Origin of the sequence: Alsobacter soli (genome assembly GCF_003004785.1) — a bacterium.
Lineage (GTDB): Bacteria > Pseudomonadota > Alphaproteobacteria > Rhizobiales > Beijerinckiaceae > Alsobacter > Alsobacter soli.
Window position 1 is genome coordinate 16,242 of the sequence record NZ_PVZS01000015.1, and the last position, 24,058, is coordinate 40,299.

The 24,058-nt window shown below is 64.1% G+C and carries 12 protein-coding genes, 1 tRNA gene and 2 pseudogenes; 12 read left to right on the forward strand and 3 right to left on the reverse strand.

All coding sequences use genetic code 11. The annotated features are described in order from the left end of the window. Positions 1 to 126: 126 nt before the first annotated feature. From SLNSH_RS14575 to SLNSH_RS14595, 5 genes are all read left to right on the forward strand, one after another. Positions 127 to 3,258, forward strand: coding sequence for an efflux RND transporter permease subunit (locus SLNSH_RS14575; RefSeq protein ID WP_106337744.1), 3,132 nt, complete (start codon positions 127 to 129; stop codon positions 3,256 to 3,258). A gap of 233 nt (positions 3,259 to 3,491) precedes the next feature. Next, entirely contained in the window at positions 3,492 to 4,406 is a 915-nt protein-coding gene (gene osmF, locus SLNSH_RS14580; protein ID WP_106337745.1) for a glycine betaine ABC transporter substrate-binding protein OsmF, read from the forward strand. A 10-nt stretch (positions 4,407 to 4,416) separates the two neighbouring features. Next, positions 4,417 to 5,628, forward strand: coding sequence for an ABC transporter permease (locus SLNSH_RS14585; protein WP_245422355.1), 1,212 nt, complete (start codon positions 4,417 to 4,419; stop codon positions 5,626 to 5,628). Then, positions 5,625 to 6,563, forward strand: coding sequence for an ABC transporter ATP-binding protein (locus tag SLNSH_RS14590; protein ID WP_106337746.1), 939 nt, complete (start codon positions 5,625 to 5,627; stop codon positions 6,561 to 6,563). The genes SLNSH_RS14585 and SLNSH_RS14590 overlap by 4 nt, the downstream gene beginning before the upstream one ends. Next, the gene (locus SLNSH_RS14595; protein ID WP_106337747.1) at positions 6,560 to 7,303 is read left to right on the forward strand and encodes an ABC transporter permease; all 744 of its coding nucleotides are present in this window, start codon (positions 6,560 to 6,562) and stop codon (positions 7,301 to 7,303) included. The genes SLNSH_RS14590 and SLNSH_RS14595 overlap by 4 nt, the downstream gene beginning before the upstream one ends. Positions 7,304 to 7,306: 3 nt before the next feature. Here the strand turns inward: SLNSH_RS14595 and SLNSH_RS14600 are convergent, their stop codons facing one another. Further along, on the reverse strand, positions 7,307 to 7,780 hold the full coding sequence (locus tag SLNSH_RS14600) for a YbaK/EbsC family protein (RefSeq protein WP_106337748.1): 474 nt from the start codon (positions 7,778 to 7,780) through the stop codon (positions 7,307 to 7,309). Positions 7,781 to 7,929: 149 nt separating this feature from the next. On the opposite strand from SLNSH_RS14600, the gene SLNSH_RS14605 reads away from it, so the two are divergent. Further along, positions 7,930 to 9,246 (forward strand): nicotinate phosphoribosyltransferase, encoded by a 1,317-nt coding sequence (locus tag SLNSH_RS14605; protein WP_106337749.1) that lies wholly within the window; start codon positions 7,930 to 7,932, stop codon positions 9,244 to 9,246. Here SLNSH_RS14605 and SLNSH_RS14610 read toward each other — a convergent pair. Further along, positions 9,230 to 9,853, reverse strand: coding sequence for a glutathione S-transferase family protein (locus SLNSH_RS14610; protein WP_106337750.1), 624 nt, complete (start codon positions 9,851 to 9,853; stop codon positions 9,230 to 9,232). The genes SLNSH_RS14605 and SLNSH_RS14610 overlap by 17 nt on opposite strands. A gap of 162 nt (positions 9,854 to 10,015) precedes the next feature. Between SLNSH_RS14610 and SLNSH_RS14615 the strand changes: the two genes are divergently transcribed. Next, positions 10,016 to 10,090: transfer RNA gene (locus SLNSH_RS14615), tRNA-Gln, on the forward strand. Positions 10,091 to 10,498: 408 nt separating this feature from the next. Further along, positions 10,499 to 10,636, forward strand: a pseudogene (locus tag SLNSH_RS14620) (IS3 family transposase); the annotation flags it as partial. Between the two features lie 33 nt (positions 10,637 to 10,669). Here the strand turns inward: SLNSH_RS14620 and SLNSH_RS14625 are convergent. Then, positions 10,670 to 11,664 (reverse strand): annotated as a pseudogene (locus SLNSH_RS14625) (IS3 family transposase); the annotation flags it as partial. Positions 11,665 to 12,519: 855 nt separating this feature from the next. Here SLNSH_RS14625 and SLNSH_RS14630 point away from each other — a divergent pair. The 4 genes from SLNSH_RS14630 to SLNSH_RS24615 all read left to right on the forward strand — a co-directional run bounded on the left by SLNSH_RS14630 (position 12,520) and on the right by SLNSH_RS24615 (position 24,034). Continuing rightward, a complete protein-coding gene (locus SLNSH_RS14630) occupies positions 12,520 to 20,976 on the forward strand; it encodes an SGNH/GDSL hydrolase family protein (protein WP_106337751.1) in 8,457 nt (2,818 codons plus the stop codon). Positions 20,977 to 21,497: 521 nt separating this feature from the next. After that, a complete protein-coding gene (locus tag SLNSH_RS24610) occupies positions 21,498 to 21,719 on the forward strand; it encodes a hypothetical protein (RefSeq protein WP_146140272.1) in 222 nt (73 codons plus the stop codon). Positions 21,720 to 21,731: 12 nt separating this feature from the next. Next, complete coding sequence (locus SLNSH_RS14635; RefSeq protein ID WP_146140273.1) at positions 21,732 to 23,714, forward strand: FHIPEP family type III secretion protein; 1,983 nt, start codon at positions 21,732 to 21,734, stop codon at positions 23,712 to 23,714. A 23-nt stretch (positions 23,715 to 23,737) separates the two neighbouring features. Next, complete coding sequence (locus SLNSH_RS24615; protein ID WP_146140274.1) at positions 23,738 to 24,034, forward strand: hypothetical protein; 297 nt, start codon at positions 23,738 to 23,740, stop codon at positions 24,032 to 24,034. Positions 24,035 to 24,058 lie beyond the last annotated feature (24 nt).

Genomic DNA, 24,058 nt, shown 5'->3' on the forward strand with positions numbered 1-24,058 from the left:
GCACCCTCAATCGTCGTTGCGAGGAGCGCAGCGACGAAGCATTCCAGGACGCATCGGCGCGCGCCGCCCCTGGATTGCTTCGCCTGCGGCTCGCAAGGACGGGGGAGAGCTTCGCGGAGCCCCTTCATGAGCGGGTTCAGCATCTCGGAGCCCTTCATTCGGCGGCCGGTGGGCACGACCCTGCTGGCCATCGGGCTGCTGCTGATGGGGCTGGCGGCGTACCAGTTCCTACCCGTGGCGAGCCTGCCGACGGTGGACCTGCCGACCATCCGCATCTCGTCAAGCCGCCCGGGGGCGGACCCGCAGACGATGGCGGCCACGGTGGCGGCGCCACTGGAGCGGCGGCTGGGCGAGATCGCGGGGGTCACGGAGATCACGTCGCGCAGCTCGCTGGGCATGGCGAACATCACCGTGCAGTTCGACGCCAGCCGCAACGTGGACGGCGCCGCGCGCGACGTCCAGGCGGCGCTGAACGCGGCGGCCACAGACCTCCCGGGCGACCTGCCGACGCTGCCGACCTTCCGCAAGATGAACCCGGCGGCCGCGCCAGTGCTCATCCTGGCGCTCACTTCCGACACCGTCGCGCCCAGCGCGATTTACGATGCGGCTGACAGCGTCATCGCCCAGCGCATCGCGCAGGTGAGCGGAGTCGGCGACGTCAGCGTGGCCGGCGCTGAGCAGCCAGCCATCCGGGTGAAGATCGATCCGAGCCGGCTCGCCGCCATGGGGGTTTCCATGGAGGCGGTGCGGACCGTGATCACGGCCGCGAACGCCCTGGCGCCGATCGGCTCCATTGACGGCGACCAGCGCCTGTTCGCCATCGCCACCAACGCCCAGCTGCGCACGGCGGAGGACGTGGGCAAGCTGCTGGTGAGGAGCAGCAACGGCGTCAGCGTCAAGCTCGCGGATGTCGCCACGGTGGAGCCTGGAACGCGCAACCGGCGCTCGGCGGCAAGCTACAACGGCAAGCCTGCCGTGCTGATCACCATCACCAAGCAGGCGGACGCGAACGTCATCGCCATCGTGGACCAGATCAAGGCGCTCCTGCCGGAGCTGGGCCGCTGGATCCCGGCGGGGATCACGGTGAACACCCTGTCCGACCGCACGGTCACCATACGGGCCAGCGTGGACGACATGCAGTGGACGCTGGCGGCCACGGTCGGGCTGGTGATGCTGGTGGTGTTCCTGTTCCTGCGGCGGCTCACGCCGACGCTGGCGGCCGGCGTGACCGTCCCCCTGGCGCTCGCAGGCGCGACCGCGGCCATGTGGGCGGCGGGCTTCTCGCTCGACAACATCTCGCTGATGGCGCTGGCGGTGTCGGTGGGCTTTGTCGTGGACGACGCCATCGTGATGATCGAGAACGTGGACCGGAACCGGGCGGCCGGAATGGGCGCCATGCAGGCGGCCATCGAGGGGGCGCGGCAGATCGGCTTCACGGTGGTCGCCATCAGCCTGTCGCTGCTGGCGGCGTTCTCGCCCATGTTCCTGATGGGCGGCGTGATGGGGAAGTTCTTCGGCGAGTTCGCGCTCACGCTGGCCTTCACCATCGTGGTGTCCACGCTGGTGTCCCTCACGGTGACGCCCATGATCTGCGCGCGGACGCCGGCGGGGGACGGCCGGCAGCGGCTGCTCGACCGTGTCGTGGAGGGAGCGCTCGCCGGGCTGGTGCGCTTCTATGACGCCAGCCTGTCGGTGGTGCTGCGCCAGAAGACGCTGGCGGTGCTGATCCTGCTCGCCACCGTGGCGGCCTCCGTGCACCTGTTCGTGAAAACGCCCAAGGGCTTCTTTCCGCAGGACGACACCGGCCTGCTGTTCGGCTTCACCGAGGCCTCAACCGATATCTCCTTCCCCGCCATGCTGGCCTTGCAGGAACGGGTGGCCGCGATTGTGGAAGAAGATCCCGCCATCGCGGGCGTGGGCTCCACCGTTGGGTCCAGCGGCTGGTCGGGCTCGGTGAACCAGGGGCAGATGTATGTCAGCATGAAGCCGCTGGACGCGCGCGGCGGGGTGGCGACCAACCTCGTCATCGACCGGCTGCGCCGGAAGCTCGCGGCCGTGCCGGGCATCCGTGTTTTCCTGTTCCAGAGCCAGGACGTGCGGGTCGGCGGGCGACAGGGCAACTCGCCCAACCAGTTCACGCTTTGGGACCCGGACTACGCCGAGCTGGTGCAATGGGCCCCCAAGGTGCTGGAAGCGATTCAAGCGATCCCCGGGCTCGTGGATGTGTCCTCCGACCGGCAGCCGAACGGGCTGCAGGCCAGCGTGGTCATCGACCGCGCGGCCGCGTCGCGGCTCGGGGTCCGCATCCAGGATATCGACGACGCGCTCAACAACGGCTTCGCGCAGCGCCAGATCTCGACCATCTACACGGCCCGGAACCAGTACCGGATCGTCATGGACGTCGACGAGCGCTTCCAGCGCGACCCCAGCGACCTGGCGAACATCTATGTGAGCGGCGCAGGCGGCGTTCAGCTGCCCCTGTCGTCCGTCGCCAAGGTGGAGCGCACGCTCGCGCCGCTGGTGGTGAACCACCAGGGCCAGTTTCCTTCGGCGACCATCACGTACGACATGGCGCCCGGCGTGCTCGCCGCCGAGGCGCAGCGGCGCATCCTCCAGGCGGTCGCGGCCATGCACCTGCCCGACGGCCTGCACGCCGAGTTCGCGGGCGACGCGAAGGCCTTCGCGCAGAGCGCCGGTTCGCAGCCCATGCTGGTGCTGATCGCCCTGGTGACGGTCTACCTGGTACTCGGCATCCTGTACGAGGACCTGGCGCACCCGCTCACGATCCTGTCCACCCTACCCTCCGCGGCGCTCGGTGCGCTGCTGGCCCTCAAGAGCACCGGGATGGAGCTGTCGATCATCGCCTTTATCGGCGTGATCCTCCTCATCGGCATCGTGAAGAAGAACGGGATCATGCTGGTTGATTTCGCGCTGGACGCGGAGCGTCGGCGCGGGATGGCGCCGCTGGAGGCCATCCACGAGGCCTGCCTCGAGCGCTTCCGGCCGATCCTGATGACCACGCTCGCCGCCCTGCTCGGGGCCGTGCCGCTGATCGTCGCGACCGGGCCCGGCTCGGAGTTGCGCAGGCCGCTCGGCGTCACCATCGCGGGCGGGCTGATCGTGTCGCAGTTGCTGACGCTCTACACGACGCCGGTGATCTACCTGCTCATGGACAAGATCCACCGGCGGCGGCGGACGCCTGCGCGCGTCCGACTGGCCGAAGAACCCACGCCGCGACCGGAGGGCGCGGCGGTGTAACGAAAAAGCGCCGGCACGAGGCCGGCGCAGGGTTCGCGCCGCTCATGGAGCGGGCGCGGTCTCGGAGGGAAGTCGAGAAGGAGATACGCATCTCCTGCGTGCATTGAACCACGATGCATCGATCGAGCGTGTGAACACGTTCACACCGGCGCCAGCTTGACCGCCGCGCGGCGCGCGCCACACACTCTGGGGTGGCGGGGGCCTGTAAGATCGATCCATTTGCGAGGGCTTCCATGCTCAAGACCATCAAGACGATCGGGTTCGCGTTGACCCTCGCGCTGGGAGCCGCCTCCGCGGCCCGGGCCGATGTCGTCGTCTCCTCCAAGCTCGACACCGAGGCGACGCTGCTCGGCAACGTCATCCGCATCGTGCTGGAGGCGAACGGCATCAAGACGCAGGACCGGCTGACGCTGGGCGGCACGCCCGTGGTGCGCAAGGCGATCACGTCCGGGGAGATCGACATCTACCCGGAGTACACCGGCAACGCGGCCTTCTTCTTCAACAAGGCCGACGACCCTGCCTGGAAGGACATGGCGAAGGGCTACGAGCTCGCCAAGAAGCTCGACTATGACGCCAACAAAATCGTGTGGCTCACGCCCGCCCCGGCCAACAACACCTGGGCGATCGCGGTGCGCAAGGACGTGGCCCAGAAGGCCAACCTGAAGACCATGAGCGACTTCGGCAAGTGGGTTGCGGGCGGCGGACAGGTGAAGCTCGCCGGCTCCGCCGAATTCGTGAACTCGGCGGCCGCCCTGCCCTCGTTCCAGAAGACCTACGGCTTCGCCATGAAGCCCGAGCAGTTGCTCGTCCTGTCGGGCGGCGACACCGCGGCGACCATCAAGGCGGCGGCGGACCAGACCAACGGCGTCAACGCCGCCATGGTGTACGGCACGGATGGCGGCATCGCGGCCTCGGGCCTCGTGGTCATGGAGGACGACAAGAACGACCAGCCGGTCTATGCGCCCGCGCCCATCATCCGCGAGGCGGTGCTGAAGGAGAACCCGAAGATCGCGGACGTGCTGAAGCCCGTCTTCGCGAGCTTCTCGCGGGAGACGCTGCAGCAGCTCAACGCGCGCATCCAGCTGGGCGGCGAGCCTGCCAAGGCCGTGGCCGAGGACTACCTGAAGTCCAAGGGCCTGCTGAAGTAAGGCGGTCCGCGTGAGCGCGGCGACGCCCCATGCGCCACGGGCCGGGCTGGGCGGGGGCTCCGTGGTCGCCATGCTGCGCGGCATCGATCGGCTCGGCGCCCTGCTCTGCCTCATCGGGGCGGGCGGGCTGCTCGCCCTGCCCTTCCTGACGTTCAAGGCGAACCGCATCGCGGCCGGCGCGCCGAAGTCCGTTGTGGAGAGCCTGGGAGCGCCCGGCGCCGGCGCTTTCCTGGGCGCGCTCGCGCTCGTGGCCGGCCTGGCGCTCTTCGACCGACGGCCCGCCGTCCGGCTCGTGGGCGCGCTGGGCGGACTCGCGGCTCTGATCCTGGCCGTCGGGTTCGGAGCCGCCGCCTTGTCCCCGCCTGGCGACAGCTTCGCGCGCGTGTCCCCGGGCGCGGCCGTCTGGCTCCTGCTGCTGGCGTTGGCCATGCTTGCGGCGGACGCCCTGGCGCGGCTGCGTCTTTCCCCGCCCACCCGCGTGCTCGCGCTGGGTACGGCGGCGCTCGGCGCGGCTCTCGTGCTCCGGTCCGGGCTCCTGGATCCCTTGTCCATCCTGCGCGAACACGCGACGCGGGCGGACGTGTTCGGGCGCGAGTTGCGGCAGCACCTCTGGCTGGCCGGCGGCTCGGTCGCGGCCGCGATAGCGGTCGGGGCCCCGCTTGGCGCGCTCTGTCACCTGAACCGGAAGCTGCGCGGGGTAGCCTTGCCCGTGCTCAACATGGTGCAGACGATCCCCAGCATCGCTCTGTTCGGGCTCCTGATGGGCCCGCTGGCGTGGCTGGGCCGCACCGTTCCGCTCGCGGGCGACCTCGGCATCCGGGGCATCGGGGCCGCGCCGGCGTTGCTGGCCCTCACCCTCTATGCGCTGCTGCCCGTGACAGCCAATACGGCCCTGGGCCTCGCCCGGGCGCCGGCGGAGGCCGTCGACGCCGCCGCCGGGATGGGCATGACCCGCGGCCAGATCCTGTGGGGGGTGGAAATCCCGCTTGCGCTGCCCGTCATCGTGGCCGGGGTCCGGGTGGTGCTCGTGCAGAACATCGGCCTCGCCACCGTGGCGGCGCTCATCGGAGGCGGCGGGCTCGGGACCTTCGTCTTCCAGGGGGTCGGCCAGACCGCCATCGACCTCGTGCTGCTCGGGGCGGCCCCGACCGTCGCGCTCGCCTTCTGCGCCGCCGTGCTGCTGGACGCCGCTGTCGACGCGCTCGGCGGGAGGCGCGCATGATCGTCATCGAGGGCGCCACGAAGCGCTATGGCGAGGCGACGGTCGTGGACGACGTGTCCATGGCCGTCGAGAGCGGGTCGATGACGGTCGTGGTCGGCCAGTCCGGCTCGGGCAAGTCGACCCTGCTGCGCATGATCAATCGACTGGTGGAGCCCTCTTCCGGGCGCGTGACGATCGACGGGGTGGACGTCTCCACGGTTCCCGGGCCGCAGTTGCGACGCGGCATTGGCTACGTCATCCAGGGGCACGGGCTGTTCCCGCATCGGACCGTGGCGCAGAACATCGCCACGGTGCCGCGGCTCCTGGGCTGGCCCAGGGACAAGACCCGCGCCCGCGTGGAAGAGTTGCTGGCCCTGCTGCAGCTCGACCCGAAGCAGTTCGCCTCCAAGTACCCACACGAGCTCTCAGGCGGCGAGCAGCAGCGGGTGGGCGTGGCGCGCGCCCTGGCGGCCGGACCCAAGATCCTGCTCATGGACGAGCCTTTCGGCGCGCTCGACCCCATTATCCGGCTGAAGGCGCAGGACGACCTCAAGGCCCTCCAGCGCCGGCTGGGCGCCACCGTCCTGCTGGTGACCCACGACATGGACGAGGCCTTCCGCCTCGGCGACCGCATCGCGGTGCTGAACGAGGGCCGGCTGCAGCAATGCGGAACGCCAGCGGAGCTCCTGCTGCGCCCGGCCACCCCCTATGTGCAGCAATTGGTGGGATCCTCGGACCGTTCTTACCGGCTGCTGGCGTTGACGACCGCCGCCGAGGCCGTCGAGGCCGGGCCGGCGGAGGGGCTGCCGGGGATCGATGGCGGCGCAACGCTGCGCGAGGCCCTGGCGGAGATCGTGTGGCGTGACGCCCCCGCCCTCGCCGTGTTAGCCGAAGACGGGAAGCCCCTGGGCCGGCTCTCGCTCCAGGCCATCCTGGCGCGGGGGCGCCCGCAATGACCGGGGCGCTCGCCTTGAGGCTCGCGGCGCTGGCCCTGCTGCTCGCCTTCCTCTTCGATCCAGCCGCTTTCGCGCCGGTTTTCGCGCCCCTTGCCCAGCACGGGGCGCCGGCCATCTACAGCCAAGCCTCCCTGCTCGACCTCACCGTGTCGCACCTGCGGATTGTGGCGCTGGCCACGGCGGCGAGCGCGGTCCTGGCGATCACGCTGGGCATCCTGGTGACCCGACGAGCCGGGGCCGAGTTCCTGCCCCTCTCCCGGGCGATCGTGAACATCGGCCAGACTTTTCCGCCCGTTGCGGTGCTGGCCGTCGCGGCGCCGCTGGTCGGATTCGGCGAGGCGCCGACCTTCATCGCGCTGTTCGTGTATGGGCTCCTGCCGATTTTCGAAAACACCCTCAGCGGCTTGCAGCAGGTTTCTCCCGCCGTCATGGAAGCCGCGCGGGGCGCCGGCATGGGGCCATGGCGGCGACTCTGGGAGGTGGAGCTGCCCCTCGCCTCGCCCCAGATCTTCGAAGGCGTCCGTCTCTCGACCGTGATCGCCATCGGCACGGCGACTATCGGCTCCACGGTGGCGGCCAAGGGCCTGGGCGAGGTCATCATCGCCGGGCTGCTGTCGGACAACACGGCCTTCGTGGCCCAGGGCGGGCTCGTGGTCGGCGTCATGGCCGTGCTGATCTACGACGCCATGGGGGCGGCGGAGCGCCTCCTGTTGCGGCGGCTCGGCGTGCTTGCCGACTGACCGTCAGGCAGTCGGGACCTCCTGGCAGACGTCCACCCAGTCGGCGCCCGTGATGGCGGCCATCCGTTCGGGCGCGATCCGCACGGCGGCGTGGATGTCGCCGGCGGCCGGGAGCACCTCGTCGAAGGCCCTGAGCGACACATCGCAGTATACGGGCAGCGGGGTCGCCAGGCCGAACGGACAGACGCCGCCCACCGGATGGCCGGTGAGCGCATGGGCCTCCTCGGCGGAGAGCATGGAGGCCTTGCCGCCGAAGACCGCCTTGACCTTCTGGTTGCTGAGCCGTGCGTCGCCCCGGGCCACGACCAGGAAGACGCGCTCGCCGACCCGCAAGGTAAGCGTCTTGGCGATGCGCCCGGGCTCCACGCCGTGGGCAGCCGCGGCGAGCGGCACCGTGGCGGTGCTCTCGTCGAGCTCGATGATGGACAGGTCTGGGGCCTTCTCGGCCAGAAAGGCGCGGACGGAAGCGAGGCTCATGGGGATTGCATCGTAGGGTCGGGCCCGGCCTGAATAGCGCGCCCCCGCCGGACCGCGCAAGGAACCCCGCCGGCGATGCAAGGGTTGACCGGAACCACGACCGCGGCGCGGATCAGGGTTCCTTCCTGCGCCTCCCACGCGAGCACGCCATGGCCGTCGACATCGCCACCCGCGTCTTCAACCACAGCTTCCGCATCGACCCGATCGTGCGCACGCTTCTCGACACCGATTTCTACAAGCTGCTGATGGCGCAGCTGATCTGGAAGAAGCACTACGAGACGCGGGCCACCTTTTCGCTCATCAATCGCTCCAGGCATGTGCGGCTGGCCGACATGATCGACCAGCGGGAGCTCACGGAGCAGCTCGACCACGTGCGAACGCTGCGCTTCGCCAAGAACGAGCTGATCTGGCTGGCTGGCAACACGTTCTACGGCGTGAAGCAGATCTTCCAGCCGGAGTTCCTGGACTGGCTGGCCGAGTTCCGGCTGCCCGACTACGAGCTCACCACCCGTGACGGGCAGTTCGAACTGCGTTTCGAGGGCCCCTGGCGCGAGACCTCGCTGTGGGAGGTCCCTGCCCTCTCCATCCTGAACGAGCTGCGCTCCCGGGCGGCCATGCGTCGGATGAATCGCTTCGAGCTCGACGTGCTCTACGCCCGGGCGAAGGCGAAGCTCTGGGACAAGGTGGAGCGCCTGCGCGTGCTGCAGCAGGAAGGTCCGCTGATCCTGGCTGATTTCGGGACACGCCGGCGCCACGGCTTCCTGTGGCAGCGCTGGTGCGTGGAAGCCCTGCAGGAGGGCATCGGCGCAAGCCTGATCGGCACCTCCAACGTGAAGCACGCCATGGACCTGGGCCTGGAAGCCATCGGCACCAACGCCCATGAATTGCCCATGGTGTACGCCGCGCTGGCGCCCGACGACGCAGCGCTGGCGGCCGCGCCTTACCGCGTCCTGGAAGACTGGGCGCAGATGTATGGCGGCAACCTGCTGGTCTTCCTGCCCGACGCCTTCGGCACCCCCGCGTTCCTGGCGAACGCCCCGGACTGGATGGCCTCGTGGAAAGGAGCCCGGCCGGACTCCATGCCGCCCATCGAAGGCTCCGAGCTGATCCTGGACTGGTGGCGCCGCCACGGCCAGGACACGCGCGAAAAGCTCATCATCCTGTCGGACGGGATGACGATCGACTCCATCGAGCGCTCGGTCCGGCGTTTGCGCGCGGAGGTCACGGTCTCGATCGGCTGGGGCACCGATCTCACAAACGACTTCGCGGGCTGCGTGCCGAAAGGCAGCGACACGGACCTGCGCGCGCTGCAGCTTGTCTGCAAGGTCACGGAGACCAACGGCCGGCCCGCCGTGAAGCTGTCCGACAACCCCGAAAAGGCGAGCGGCCCGCCCGCCGAGATCGCGCGCTACCGTCGGGTGTTCGCGGCGCCGAAAGGCGCGCCGACGCTCACGGCGCCGGCGTAAGCGCGTCGTCGATCTCGCTGGCCCGCCGAGCCGCGGGCCGATCGCTGACGCGGGCCCAGAAGCGTTCGAACGCCGGGCGCTTCTCGATCGTGCCGAACAGCATGCCCCAGCCAAGATGAGAGCCGACATAGAGGTCGGCGGCGGTGAAATGGTCGCCGGCCAGATAGTCGCCCTGCGACAACGCCCCTTCCAGCGCGTTCAGCACGACCTCGTAGCTGCCGTAGCCCAGCATGCGCTCGCGCCCCTCGGGCGCCTCCCAGCCCATGACCCTGTTGACCGCCGCCGCCTCCAGCGGCCCCGCGGCGAAGAACATCCATCGATAGTAAGGCCCGCGAAGCGGATCGCCGGGCGGCGGAGCGAGCCGCGCCTCGGGAAAGGCGTCGGCGAGATAGGCGCAAATCGCGGCCGCCTCGGTCACCACCGTCCGGCCGTGCCGGATCGCGGGCACCTTGCCCATGGGGTTCACGGCCAGGTACTCGGGCGCCTTCATCCCCTCGCCGTATTCCAGGATCTCGGTCCGGTAGGGCTGCCCCACCTCCTCCAGCATCCACCGCGCGATCCGCCCGCGCGACTGCGGGTGGGTGTAGAGCACGAGTTCTTCAGCCATGGGTGGTTCCTCCCTGAGCCCGGCGAGCCTAGAGGAGACAGCGCTCCGTTCAACCTCGAGCGGAGCGTCTTTCCATCGCGCCGCGACGCCCCGCATCCCTGTTGCGCTGGGCCCACCACCCCACTATGGTCCGCGCCGACCGAAGCGCAGGCTGCGAGTCATTGGGGCGTCGCCAAGTGGTAAGGCAGCGGATTTTGATTCCGCCATGCGGAGGTTCGAATCCTCCCGCCCCAGCCAGCACCTGAAGACCATTGTTTGCAAAGGGTTTTCTGCCCTAATACACTCGGCAGATACACCCGCCAATACACCCACCGAAAAACGCATAGATGGACCACTGAACCAATCAGCGATCCACCTACGGCGGTGTTCCTATCTGCGATGAAGCCGATGGCGGCGATGGGGAACGGACTTCCTCAGCGCGAGACCCTGGGCGGTCACTTCGATCCGAAGCCCAGCCGCCTCACCGATGTTGGTTTCTATGACCTCCCATGGTCGTTCAGCAAAAACAGCCCGGACCTTGGTTGACGGAGATTGACGTTCGTTCAGCAGCACCCGACAGGCGGCATAAAAGCCATGGGGAGAGGCCGGGCAGGTTCGTCCAGCCTAAACCCACTCGGCCGTCCACCGCGGGCCGCCATCAAGGGCCGCGTCTACCGAACGCGCGACGAAGCGCGGGCCGACGTGTTCGACTACATCGAGCGGTTCTACAATGCGGTTCGCAGGCACTCGACGATCGGCTATCTCAGCCCGGTCGAGTTTAAGAAGAATGTGGGACTAGCCTAACTCGGTGTCCACGAAACCGGCAGCAGCTCATCATCGCACGGTCTTGAGCGAGGAGAAGAAGCTCTCCATCGCCGCGTTTTCCCAGACATTCCCTGATCGGCTCATCGAGCAGTCCACGCCATTGTCGGCCATCAGCCGTTGGAACTGCTCGCTCGCGTATTGGCTGCCTGGTCCGAGTGATGCAGTAGGGGATCCGGCTTACCTCGGCGCCAGATCGCCATGACCAGGGCGTCGGTCACGAGCTGCGCCGTCATCTCGGCCTTCATCGACCAGCCGACGACACGGCGTGAGAACAGGTCGATGACTGCGGCCACGTAGAGCCAGCCCTCGGCCGTCCAGACGTAGGCGAAACCGCGATCCAACGCTGGTTCGGGCGCGCCGCGTGGAACTCGCGGTCAAGCTTGTTGGGGGCGATCGTGGAGCGCTGTCCGTCATCCTTAGGGAGAGCGCGGCGGCGGGGCCTTGCCCGAAGCGCCTGAGCCCGCATCAGACGCTCGATGCGATGAAGGCCGCAGTCGATGCCCTCCGCCAGCACGTCACGCCAGACGCGACGGGCGCCGTAGGTGCGATCCGAACGAAGCTGGCCCGCACTTTGGCGCCGACCTCTTCGTCGCTTCGGGAGCGTTCACTCGGCCGCCGGGTAAGCCAGGCATGGAAGCCCGACCGTGACACGTCCAGCGCTTCGCACAGCCACGCCACCGGCCAGACCCCCCGGAGCTTTGCAATGAACGCGAACCTCATGTCACGTCCTTCGCGAAGTAGGCTGCGGCCTTTTTTAGGATGTCACGCTCCGCCTTCAGCTTGGCGACCTCCCGGCGAAGGCGCTCGATCTCGAGCTGTTCCGGCTTCATTTGCCCGTGCCCGGGAAAAGCCTGCACGGGATCGGAGGAGAACTCCTTCACCCACTTGCGGAGCACGTTCTCATGCACGTCCAGGTCACGCGCAGCCTGCGCCACGCTGACCCCGCGCTCCTTGATCAGCCGCACGGACTCGATTTCGAATTCCCGTCCAAACCTGCGTCGTCCCATCGCCCACCTCCGGCTTCATGAAACACCCAATCTCGGTGTCCACGAAACCGGCAGCAGCTCACACGGCTCGAGTGATCCTGTCTGGGAAGGCGAGAGCGGGGCTTGCTATGGCCAGCGCCAACGCCATGACGATTGTCTTCATGAACATGTTCATAGCGCGCTACCCCCTAGGCTAAGCTGCCGCTTGGCGAGGATTGACGCAAGGCGGATCGAAGCGACGTCGGCGGACTGATCGGCCGCTTGTCTCGGCCTTGATAACCAAGCTCTGACGAAGCTTACGACCGGAGGGGACCCATATCTCCGGGCCGCTCGTGGCGGCGTGGCACGGGTGGCTCCTTCGATGAGAGGCGCGCCTCGGCGCGCCGGCCCCGGCCCGAGCGCTGCAAGGGGTGGGAACCGGCCTGCGCCACCCTTAGTCGCGGCGCGTTCCGGGGCGGACGGCCAGGAGAACGAAGCGCCTCTCGGTCAGCTTCCCCAATCTGCCCGCACTCCGATTCAACCAAAAGTTGGCGTCATCGCACACCATCACCTAACATTTGGAAGCACGAATTTGACTTTTTTCCGTTGTTTGAAATAACGTTCTTTATAAGATTTTAACGAAGGGGGGATCGGTGCTCAAGAACGAGACGCGCTTTTCGCCGCTTTGCAGGGCGGGATTTCGGAAACGCTCCCCGGGCGGCCCCCTTGCCGCAGCGGAGCGGCAACGCCGGCGCACCCCAGTCGCAAAGACTGACGCAGGCTCCACGCCACCCGCCAGCTGACGCCTGACACCATCACGATTTCGCGTCGGCGTTGGCCGTTTCCGGCCTGCCGACTTGAGGGCCTCGCGCCCGTTTCGAAGGACGGAAGACGAACATGGTCGCCACAGCCGCCGTCACAACTGCACCGAAGCCTGCCAGCACCACGAGTGATCCGAAGACTGTCAAGCCCTCGACCCCTGCGCCGGCGCCTGCGCCGACCCCGCCCGCCAAAACCGTTGAACTCAACAACCTGCCGCCCGGCGCGAAGGTCGAAATCATCGAGAACGGCAAGACCGTGAAGACGTTGGCGGTCAACGCCAAAGGAGTGCTGCCCGCGATCGCGTTGACGAAGGCGAAGACCAAGATCGTCGTGAGCTTTTCCGGCGGGTCTTTGACCGTTGATGTCGACAAGGACGCCAAGGGCAATCCGGTCCTCAGGGCGTCGCTCTATGACGAGGCGACCAAGACAACCAAGCCCATCGACACGCTCGACCTCAATCTGGATGACTCCAAGCCGGCGGCTCAGCGCGAAGGCAGGGGCTACCCGATCCAGAAACTCCAGTTCAAGACGTTCCTAGTCGGCGCGTCGAAGCTCGCTTTGAGGATGCCCGACGCCGTGGCGTATCCGCCGCATGCGCTCATCCTGAGAGGCTTCACACCCGGGCAGGCCATGACCGTCGAGGTCGACGGCAAGGAGGCCTACGTCGAATACGACGCGACCACGAAGCGGTACATCGTGCGACCGAACCGCGACGGGAAGGCGAGTCCAATCAAGAGCCTGACGGCTGACTCTGATGGTCAGATCACCATCGTGGGCGGCGTCGGGATGAAGATCAGGCTGAACGGCCAAGCAAATGGGAAGTTCTTCAGAGTCGAAATTCCCTCGCTCGGCAACCTCGATAAGGACGATTTGCCTGCGCATTTCTTGGTTGGCAAGTCGCCGGATTTCAAACCCCAGGACTCGTATGGGGTGATCCAAGCCGTCGGCGCCAAGGGAACGGTGAGCCAGTCCGGGAATGCCCAGTACTACCGCGGAGGACCCGACGCGGACAAGAAACTGTACATGTCGCAACTGGCCCTGCTGGTCCCGAAGGAGGTCGCGAAAAAGAGCGTAACGCCGGCAAGCCGGCCCAAGCCCACACAATCAAGCACACCTTCCGTGAAGCCCGCCAGCGATGTGACGCTGGCCAAACCCTACGTATTCGAAGTCAATGATCTGGCCAGTGGTCAGGAGTTTACACTGACCCTGGGCGGCAAGGCTTTCTCGCTTGAGGGGAAGAACGGCGTTTACAAAGTCACGAGCCTGAGCACGGGAAGCACGTCAGCCAAAGTGGTCGCCAGCGCGAGCGGTAGCCTGAGCATCACCGGCGCCGAGGGCATGCCGCTCAAGCTCACGGGCGCCACCACGAAGGTCAATACCATCACGATCGAGACGCAGCACCTCGGAGCAAGAAACGCCGAAGGTCTGCTCGACGTGAGCCTGACATTCGGTACCTCGGGCACGCAAACGGTCAAAAGCGCGACATCATCGCAAGCCGACGCGAAAAACCACACGGTGGCGACGTCCTGGTTCGAGACGGATCCGAAGGCCCCGCAAAAAGGCGCCCTCAGGATGAAGAAGGGGATTTGGGCGACGACCCCTGTCAAGCCCACTCCCAAGCCCGCCGCCCCGGGACTTGCCCAGGCCTTCGTGCTCAACGGGCAGAACCCGCACCAGAATCTCACGCTGTCGCTGGGCGGGCAGAGCTTCACCATCGCCCTGGAGAATCCCAAAGTTCCCGGCGTCTACAAGGTCACGCCCGTGGCGGGCACAGGCGGCGTGACGACCGCCACCGTGACGGCGTCGTCCGCGGGGCAGACCATCCTGAAGGGCGTCAAGGGGATGCCCGTCCACCTCACGGGCACGGTCGCCCAGAGTGGCGAACTGAAGATCGATATCGCCAAACTGGGCGACGCCGCCGCAGGACAGCCGACCGTGAGGCTCGCCGGCACGACGAACGGGGCGACGGTGTGGTCCGGAACCGGCACCCTGCAAATGCCGGAGCTGGCCATTCGTCTGACCAAGCCTAGCGCCCCCCCGAAGATCACGCCGGCCGCAGGCGCGGCAGGGACGCGTGAGATCGAGCTGAACCACCTGCCGCCGAACAAGGACATCTCGATCGAGATCGACGGCGTCCCCTACTACAAGTCCATCGGCCCTGACGGAAAGCCCGTCCCGCACCGGACGAACTCATACGGTTCTGTCACTTTCGCCGCCCCGCTCGGCAAACCTGTTCTCGTCACCATGAAGGATGTCACGGCTTACGGCGGACCCGTGGCAATCACAGGAAAGCAGCTCAACATCGAGTTCACCAACAAGTTTCGAGGCGGAAGAGCCATCGTCTGGGTCTCGGATCAAGACGCACCTGAGTCGCACAAGACTCAGTATCCCACCTCGGGAGCGAGCAGCGGACTTCCGCTTCCCGGCGCCGCACAGGAATACGATACGGCCACTAAGCTCGCCTTGCGCATGCCGAGCGAGATCGCGGGCCCAAGCGCGACGACCGTGACGGCGTCGCAGACCAAGTCGGCGGCAACAGGCAGCAAAGGCGCGCCCCATTTGGTGCAGGTCCGCGGCTTGCCCCCCGGCACTCCCGTGACGGTTACGATCACGCCGTGGTCCGAGGTGGGTAAAGCGCTACCGAAAGTTGTCACGAAGAAGGTCAGCGTGGACCCGGTCGGCCATCTGCTTGTCGACGCGCATGTTGGCGATAAAGTCCTAATCGAGGGATTCCAGCCAGCAGAGTATTCCATTCTCATTCGATCCGTCGGAGGACAACACACGCTAGGTGAATCTAACAGCTATTCCGGCGATGGCGTACCAATCGTTACTTTGAAGAACATTACATACGGCGCAAAGAAGGCGGAAGAACGCGAAGGCGGCGTCAACATCAAGGGGCTATCCCGGGTCTATTACGGCGCCACGTCCATCAGGGGCCCAGTACCAGAGACGGCGTTCCACGTCCCAAAGGAGATTTTTGACGACAAGGACCATCCTGATACGGATCAGGGCGCCCCGATGGACACTGCGCCGGTGTCCAGCGCCTTCGTGGTTCCCGCCGGATATCAATTGGTAGAGATCAACGACCTGCCGCCAAACGCGCCCTTTTTGGTCACCGCCACCGACGACCGAGGCAATTCAGTGCCGGTTGTGGCGGCGGGCGCCAAAAACAAATCTCTCAAAACCGACGCAGTAGGCCAGCTCGTTTTTGCTTGCCCCATTGGCAGCACGGTCAGTGTCACGGGGAAATCTGTCTCCTCGAGCCTTACAATCTCCATCAGCAAACTGGGAACCCCAGGTGAGAAACGGAGCGTTACGCTTGGAACAAACCAGCAGTATCCGGAGAGCTCGAAAGCTTATCCCACGCCGGTTCCGGGCCAATTCCAAAGCTATCATGGCAGCGAAGGCGCTTTGAAAACGCCGAAAACCGCGATCCGCATGCCGGCAGGATTCGGGTACACACCGCATGGGCTTTTACTCACGGGCTTGGGGGCGGGCGGCGTGGTCCAATTCACGCAAGGGGGCAGAACACATTCCGCCAAGGCGGACGACAAGGGACAACTGAGCCTCACCCTGCGGGCCGGAGATGACGTCGTCATCTCTTATACCCAGCCCAAAGGTGGTTCGGTCCGCCTAACGATCTCGAAGCTCGGCGTGGCCGGGGAAAAGCTGGCATCGCCTGTCGCACAGAGGCTCTCACGCATCACGGCTGATCAGAGCGGCTACGGTTACGCGGTCACCAAGTTGGAGGTTCCCAGCTCCGCGAGCACGACGTTCCAGCCATACCTGTTCCAGGGCTACAGAGACGCAAGCGGGTATTTTCACCTTCCGAGCAAATTGCCAGCGCCTGCGAACACCATCGGTGTGGTGGGCGACAGCCTGTCGGACCAGCAGTTCTATTGGGATGATGCCGGCGGGAGCGCCCCGCCCCGTACTTGGGCGACCCAGCTCCGTGACCGGAGCTTGCCCCTCCTGGTGTCAGGCGTGCACGGAGCCAGCGTCACTGGAACGCAAAGGGACCCTCAGGAGCAGGCGAAGTATCTGAAGTACGGATGGGACGTCAAAACAAGACTTAAGAACATGATCGACACCGGCGTGAAGACAATCGTCCTCGCTGTCGGCGCCAATGACGCACGCTTCAACGTGGACCCAGCTAAATTCATCGCCGCTTACAAGCAGTTGATCGACATGGTGCCGCCCGACGTTAAGCTCGTCATCTGCGGCTTCAAGTTTCCATCGAACTACGGTGGCCCCAATCGTGACGCTATCGCTAGTGCTTACGAGGACATAGCCGCCTATATGTTCAAAAGAAAGAAGGCGCCTGGTAGTCCGCCGGACATCTTCGTTAAGAATCTGTTCGACGGCATGCTGGACGCCCAAGGCCATATCGCAGCTGCTTACCGGAAGGGCACAGACGCCATTCATCCAAGCGAAGCAGGCCAGGGCCATATGGCCGACATCATGTTCGATATCCTGGCTCCGGCGAGCGCAGCCAAAGGGCTTCGGGTATCGACCAGTGGCGCCGGAAACGGTGGCGCGGCTGCGATCACGGCCTCGCAATGGGCGACCATCACGCAGGCGCCTGGGGATGCCAAGTCTCCGCTCATGTCCAAAACCATGGCTCAGGCCATTCTGAGCAAGGTTGGCGATGTGCCCGTCGACCCGACGCCATCGACCAAAAGCCACGACAACTATATCGGCGCGCTCAGGCTTATAGCCCGTGCGGCCCTGGGCGAGCTAACCGACATAGAGAAGAAAACGCTCGGCAAAAGCACAGCAATGGCGACGGCCCTTCGCTGGGCCGGTCAGATCGACAAGCTCGCCCGGAAGCTCGATTACGGAGATGGCATCGCTATCATCCGCAAAAATCAAAGCTCCACCTACGATACGGCGGCTCGCCTCGAGACGACGAAAGCAAGAGGCATTGAGCGCGCCTGGCTCGTGTATCTCCATGAGCCGGGCCTCGTGGACAAGGTGCTTCAGTCTCCAACCACGTATAGTGAACTGGCTCCCGACCTCGCGGGAGTGCTGACCGACGCACAGGCGAAGACAATCATCGATGAGGCGACGGCAGCCCACAGGACGTTGAAGCTGGAGGCCAGCAACAACGAGGACCCGCTTTCCCACACATTGCTCCTTCTTGCCTATGTCCACACCAAAAAGGCCGTACCGGCGGCAGTCACGTCACTCGACAGCACCAGAATCTACCAAAACGCCCAGTCGATCGTTGTGCAAGCCAAAGCGATGGCGACCCAATTCGCCGCAGGCCAGACAGGCTTGCAGGTCCTCGGAATGTTGGCTCCCGCGTTCGGACAGGGCCTGAAGGCCAAGCTCGATCAAGAGTCGAGCACGCCGGTCTCGGATCTCTCGCTGTCGAAATCCAAGGTGGCTCTGGAGGGCGCGTTCGACATTCTGATGAAGGACCGACGGGCGTTCGCCATGATCTCCGCGATCACGAATCGAGCGCCTCTCGATGTGCGATATGACGGAGATTATCTGCCGGTCAAAATTCAGGAAGGGACGCTGACCGTCAGCCAGCTCATCGCGACGATTGACGCGAGCCCCGAGATTCTCCCTGGACAGCCCATCACAAAGGACGCCCTGAGAGCGATCGTGCGGGCCGTAGCCAGTTTGGCGCATGCGACAACCAATGTCGACGCCAAGCACATGGTCGTCGACTTCAAACTGACGAAGACGCTTCTGGACAAAGCCTTGCAGAACGGCAATCCCGGCGCGGCGGTCATCAAGGCGATGCTGGGGACATTCATGCCCAACCAGGAGCCGACCGTCTCGCAACTGCTGCAGCACTTCCTGTCCCCAATCACGATCAATCTCCAGCCGACTCAGGGCGTGGTAGCGAGCCCTTACGAAGGCGTTCTGCTGCCCTTCCATGCGCTACAGCAATTGCAGAAGGATTGGAGTCAGATCAAACATTCTGGCGACCGCGTCTCCAATGAGGAACTGTATTCCTTCATTGAATCGCGTAAAAGCACTTCCAACTACTACCAATTCCTTTCTGCAAACCCAATCTTTCAGAAGATGATTTTCTGGTCCAAGAAAAAAGACGCGTCAGGGACCCATCTGACAAAACTTCTAAATGCAATGGAGCAGCGTATTAATAAGGAATTGTACGGAACCTTCAAGGGCAAGACGCTGATGCCGCAAAGCACAACGCGCGATGGCGCCCTTGCGGTGTGGATCTACAGCCCATTCTTTTCGGTCCCTGGCCCTACAACGTCTGACAAGTGGATAGATACCTGGGACGATGACATCAAAGTCTACGAAACTCTCAGCAAGCAGAACATCGACGAATTCCTCGCGGGATCGACATCGCTCCCCATCGGGATGAAAGAGACGATGCTCGAGTTGGAGGACTTGGGCACGATGGTTGGCCAAGTCGCGGATACGGGGCTGCCGGGCAACAGGAGCGGCGACGGCAAATACACGGTCGGGAATATCCGATTGGCGCTGTACAGTCGCATCGTCGATTCATCGACTCTGCCGGCCGGGAAGAAGAAGTCCTCAACGGAGACGGACGGTTCGGGTCAGGGCGCATCGGAGACGCTCACGCCTGAGCAAACCAGGGCGGCCATGGCCAAGACGTTGCTTCCGCAGATACCGACCCCCTTGGCCACGGCTCTCTCCAATCTCTATCCCAAATTATGGGATGCCTTGGCCGACGAGTCTCTCAAGCAAGATGACGCGCGGGAATTGCAAGTTTTGAAGCAGGCGGTTCAGGGAGTCTTCCCTGATCCAACAACGCAGCACGACGATTGCGTTCATCTCGCGAGAGTCATGCGGAACCTTATGAGCGGCATCGGCATGGCAGAAGCAGGCAAATCGAAGGTTATCCGCGGGTTTGATCTCAAGGTCTTTACGAAGAAGGGTACTGGTGACGAGGCGGGTGAAATCGCGAAAAACGCTCTCGAAGGGATCCTGGGCCAGCAAAATTATTCGCAGTGGCTGATGCAGTCGATCATCCCCAAGATGCGGAGTGAAGTCGTCAAGGTGCCTGGCCTCGAGGACCAGATCATGACTTACGCTTCATCCCTGGTGAGCCTGGAGAGCGTGAAGGCGCTGAGAGATCACGTCGCCAAGACGAAACAGGGCCAGCCCGATATGGACCAGGTCAAGGAGGGCATCCTGGCGCAACTGGCCTCGCTTCTGCCCGGGCTGAGCCCGGAGAAGGTCGACGCTCTGATGACGGAACTGGCGACGAACATGACGCTGGCGACACAGCCGGATATCCAGAAGGACATTCAGACGCTGGTCGACCTCTATGGCAAGCTTCCAGAAGACGACGCAAGCTATCGCGCTGTGGGAAAGACCCTCCTTGAGCAGCTCGGAATCAAGCTCACGCCCAAATTTCCGATGGATAAGCTCGGCATTTTCGCTCAACGAGCCGTACGTGCTTTATCCTCAACGCTACGCTTCCAGAATACGATCCAGGACCGCGATGACGAAGTCATGAAGGCGGTACTTACCGCGCTCGATGACATCATGGGCAAGAATGATGGCAAGTGGATAGTACCGGAGTCAACGGAAGGAGCTTGCTATTTGAAAGCAGCAAACGGCGAGTGGGTCCGAGTAGACCAACTTCCTCTGGAAGACGCGAAGAAAGCCTACAAACAGCAGACAGGCTTGGAGTTCAAGGCCACCACCCAAAAGGAACTCGTTGCGGAAGTTACTAAAGCCTACAGGGGAGAATTTGGGACCACCATGAAAATGAAGGTCCGGCAAATGACCTTCGCATTCAAGGTGGGCGCCGTTCACATTACATCGTTTTTAGTTGGAACGGTCTTGACCGCTATCGCCATGCGCATGAATCCTGGCAAGCAGTGGGATGACAAGGTGAAGTACGGACTTGGCTTCGTTATCGCCGGCATGGGATTGGGGGTAGGCCTAACCAAAGCTGGCTTCAACCTGAGACTCTTAAGCGCAGCGTCATCAGATATCGTGAAAAGTCTAGCGGACCTCACAAAAGTAGAGAAAGACCTGAAGACATTTGGATCCTGGGGGGCGATTGGAACGCAGCTCGACAAGGTCGAATCCGTTTGCAGGATGATATCTGGCAGCCTGTATGTGGGATATGGGGCGGTCTCAATATACAGCGTCATGAGTGGAAAGTATTTCAATTACGATCTTCAGCTGGTGGACGGGCTCGTCAATTTCCTTGGTGGAGTCCTGCCCTTCTTCGAAGGCATGGCGCAATGGGGCAAATGGAAGGTCGCCGCCGTAGGCGTGGAAGCTCTGGGCACAACTTTTAAGTCGAGGGCATTCCAATTGGGAGCAAAGCTTTATTCAATGAAAATGCCTTTCACATTTAGCGGGATGGCGTTCGGTATGGGCGCCGCCATTACCTCTGCCGCTATCCTAGGATATGCCTTGGCTGCATATAGCAGCCAAGAGACGAAGAAGAATAAGGCGAAGGCATATTTCAAGAAAGTTATGAACGCACATCTTGGAAAGTACTGGGGTAATCTCGATTACTGGCAAGCGCAAGATCGGGAACAAATTGGCTATACTGTCTGAGCAGAGCAGGCACGCGTACTGCGCGCCTGCAGCCGTATGATCAGTCACGCGCCGCAAAAGCGTCTGGTGAGGGCGCGCGGCCGTGACGCACGGGTATGCTGCCATCACGGCTTTGCAGCGCCCCCCCACGACAAGCAAAGCTTTGGCGCTCAGGGAGAAACTCGCTTCGCCCCCGCCCGGGTTCACCGGGCGGGGCGTTTTCCGTTCGGCAAGACGCGCCGGGCTGAATGCCTCGGGCAGGTCGCTGCCCGCTGCCGAACAGCAGGCCGGGCACGTCATGCGCCTGCAGCAGGTTGGACTCTCAAGCAGGCGTTGCTCCCCGCCCATGCCAACAACACGCGCTCGCCTCTCTCGGCCGTTGCTTCCCGAGGCGGCCCAATCGCGCTCGATGCTTCTCCGGGGAGCGCTTCCCAGCCGCTCCGGCCCCGTTAGCCATGAATGCGAGCGTGACTTAACATTCGGTTATTTTTTTTATACCTCTTTTCAAGTCGGAGCGTTTACCGACTGTTAAGGAGGAAAGCATGGGTACAGCAGCTGTTGGAACGCCAGCCACGACCACCACTGGCGGTGGATCGAGCACTACCCCTTCCACTGGGGCTTCTGAAGTCGCACAGGCTCTGGCGCAAAAGCAGCAGTCAGATGAAAGCGACGCAAATCAGAAGCAAATGGGCCTCATAGCATCTGCCATCTCCATTAATGGCAAGATTACACAGGCTTTTTTGAGCGTCACGAGAGCTCAGTGATTTAGTCTACACTTGTCTCGCCGCACGCGGAGGTTGCGTATGATTGCAAGCTTACAATCTTTCATTCGCAACTCTGCCGGTCGAGACTTTGCATTCATCGCGGCGACGCTTGTCGTCGCCGCGATGATGGTCGTTCCTGTCCGGCCGGGAATGCTGGACGTCCTTATCGCCGTGAACATCCTTGCCGGGTTCGCCCTCGTCGTCTTCGTGGCCCTGGCGGCTCGCACCGGCGATCTGCTCACGTTTCCGGTCGTTCTCCTGGTGACGACCGTTTTCCGCCTCGCGCTCAGCGTCGCGACGTCGAGGGCGATCCTGACGAACGGCCAGGCCGGCGAGATCGTGCACGGCTTCGGCTCGCTGGTCATCCGCAACAACATCACGGCAGGCCTGGTCGTCTTCTTCGTGGTGGCGATCGTCCAGTTCATCGTGGTGACGAAAGGCGCGGAGCGCATCGCCGAGGTCGCGGCGCGTTTCGCGCTGGACGCCATGCCCGGGCGGCAGATGTCGATCGAGGCCGACGTCAAGGCGGGCGACATGAGCCGCCAGGACGCCAAGCTCGCGCGAGACGCCTTGCGCAAGGAAAACAATCTTCTCGGCGCCATGGATGGAGCCATGCGCTTCGTGAAGGGCGACAGCATCGCCACGATGGTGATGATCTTCGTGAACCTGCTCGGCGGGGCCATCATCGGCACGATGCAGAAGGGCCTCGGCTTCGGCGACGCCATCGGCCGCTACGCCATCCTGAGCGTCGGCGACGCGCTTGTCGCGCAGGTTCCGTCGCTGCTGTCGGCTGTGGCAGCCGGCATCCTGCTCTCGAGCGTCAGCAGCGCCGGCTCACAGGCGGTCGGCTCCTCGATCATCCAGGAGCTCGCGCGCGACAAACGCATGTTCGGGGCTCTCGGGGCCGCGGCCCTGGCTTTGACGCTGTTTCCAGGGTTCCCGGCGCCCGTGTCGCTCGGACTGGGCGCGCTCCTGCTGCTCCCCCTGATTGTCGCCGAGATCAAGCGCAAAGCCGCTGCAAAGGACACGTCGTCCGGCGAGGATGATTACGCTGCCACCACGAACCTCGGCGAGCCCCAGCAATTGCTCCACGCCACCGTGTACGATCCCTATGTGTTCGCCGGCCATCCGTCCGACCTGAACCGGTTGGAGCGTGATGGCCTCGCCAATCTCATGACCGAAACGATCACCAGAGTAGTCGCGGAAATTGGATTCCCCTGCCCCATTTTTGGCATTCGCGCGGACCCGGGTTTGCCCGCTGGAGAGATCCGCATCGAGATCGAAGGAGTGCACATTCGGACCGTCAAGCTGCCGTCGGAAGACGCCGCACCCTACGTCGCAAGCGAACTTGGCCGCGCGATCGCTGTCGAGTATCCGCGCCGACTTCATGCGGACGACGTGACGGATTGGGTCAAGAAAATGGAGCCGCGTTATCCGTCGCTGGCCGCCGAAGCCATGAAGCACGAGAAGGCGCAAGTCGCCGCGTTGATGCGCAAGCTTCTCCTTGGCGGCGTTTCTCTCGCATATGGTCGGCCTATCCTCGAGGAACTCGTGGCTACCCCCTCCCTGGAGGGGGACGACATGGCGCAGGTCGAAAGGCGCATTCGCCAGCGGCTTTCAACCCAGATCGCTACGAGGCAGTGCGATGCGACCGGCACTCTCCACGCTTTGCATCTCGACGAAGCCGCGATCGCGCTTCTGGAAGCTCAGGCGGAAGTCTCTCCCGCGGTCAGCGATATCATCGCGGCGGACGAAGAACTCCGTCGGCTTGCTGCGGATATTAGGGGGTGGCGCGCTGCGCACGCGGATCTCGAAAAGGTCTGCATGGTTGTTCCCGAAAACATCCGAGGTTTCGCGGCTACGCTTGTGCAGGACGCGGCCATTGATCTTCCAGTGTTGTCCACATTGGAGGCTGCCGCCGCGAAGTCGATGAAAGTCCATGCTAAATTGGGGCTCTCCGCCGGCGAACAATCAATCGGGCGATTCAATCACTGATCTTAAGCGAAATGTGGTGCGTCATGAGTAACGATATTTCAATTCTAGAGGCCCTGAAGCCCCTTTCGAGCGCCATCGACGCTGGTCTTAACGTGGACCTATCCACAGGAGACCTATTCCGGCGGTCGGCTCCATCGGCCAGCACAAACCAGGATGATCTTGGAGAGGCGGCGGTAAAGCGCGCAATGGCCCTGCAAGACGTGAACGTGGCCGCCAACAAGCTGACGATTGGCCTTAATACTGCGAGCGTTTTCATCACCGGCCTCAAGAAGGTGACCGAGGGCTTGCGGACGCTGCAATCAGGCGGCGGCGGCGGCTAAGCCTGCGTCGAAGCGATGGAGGGG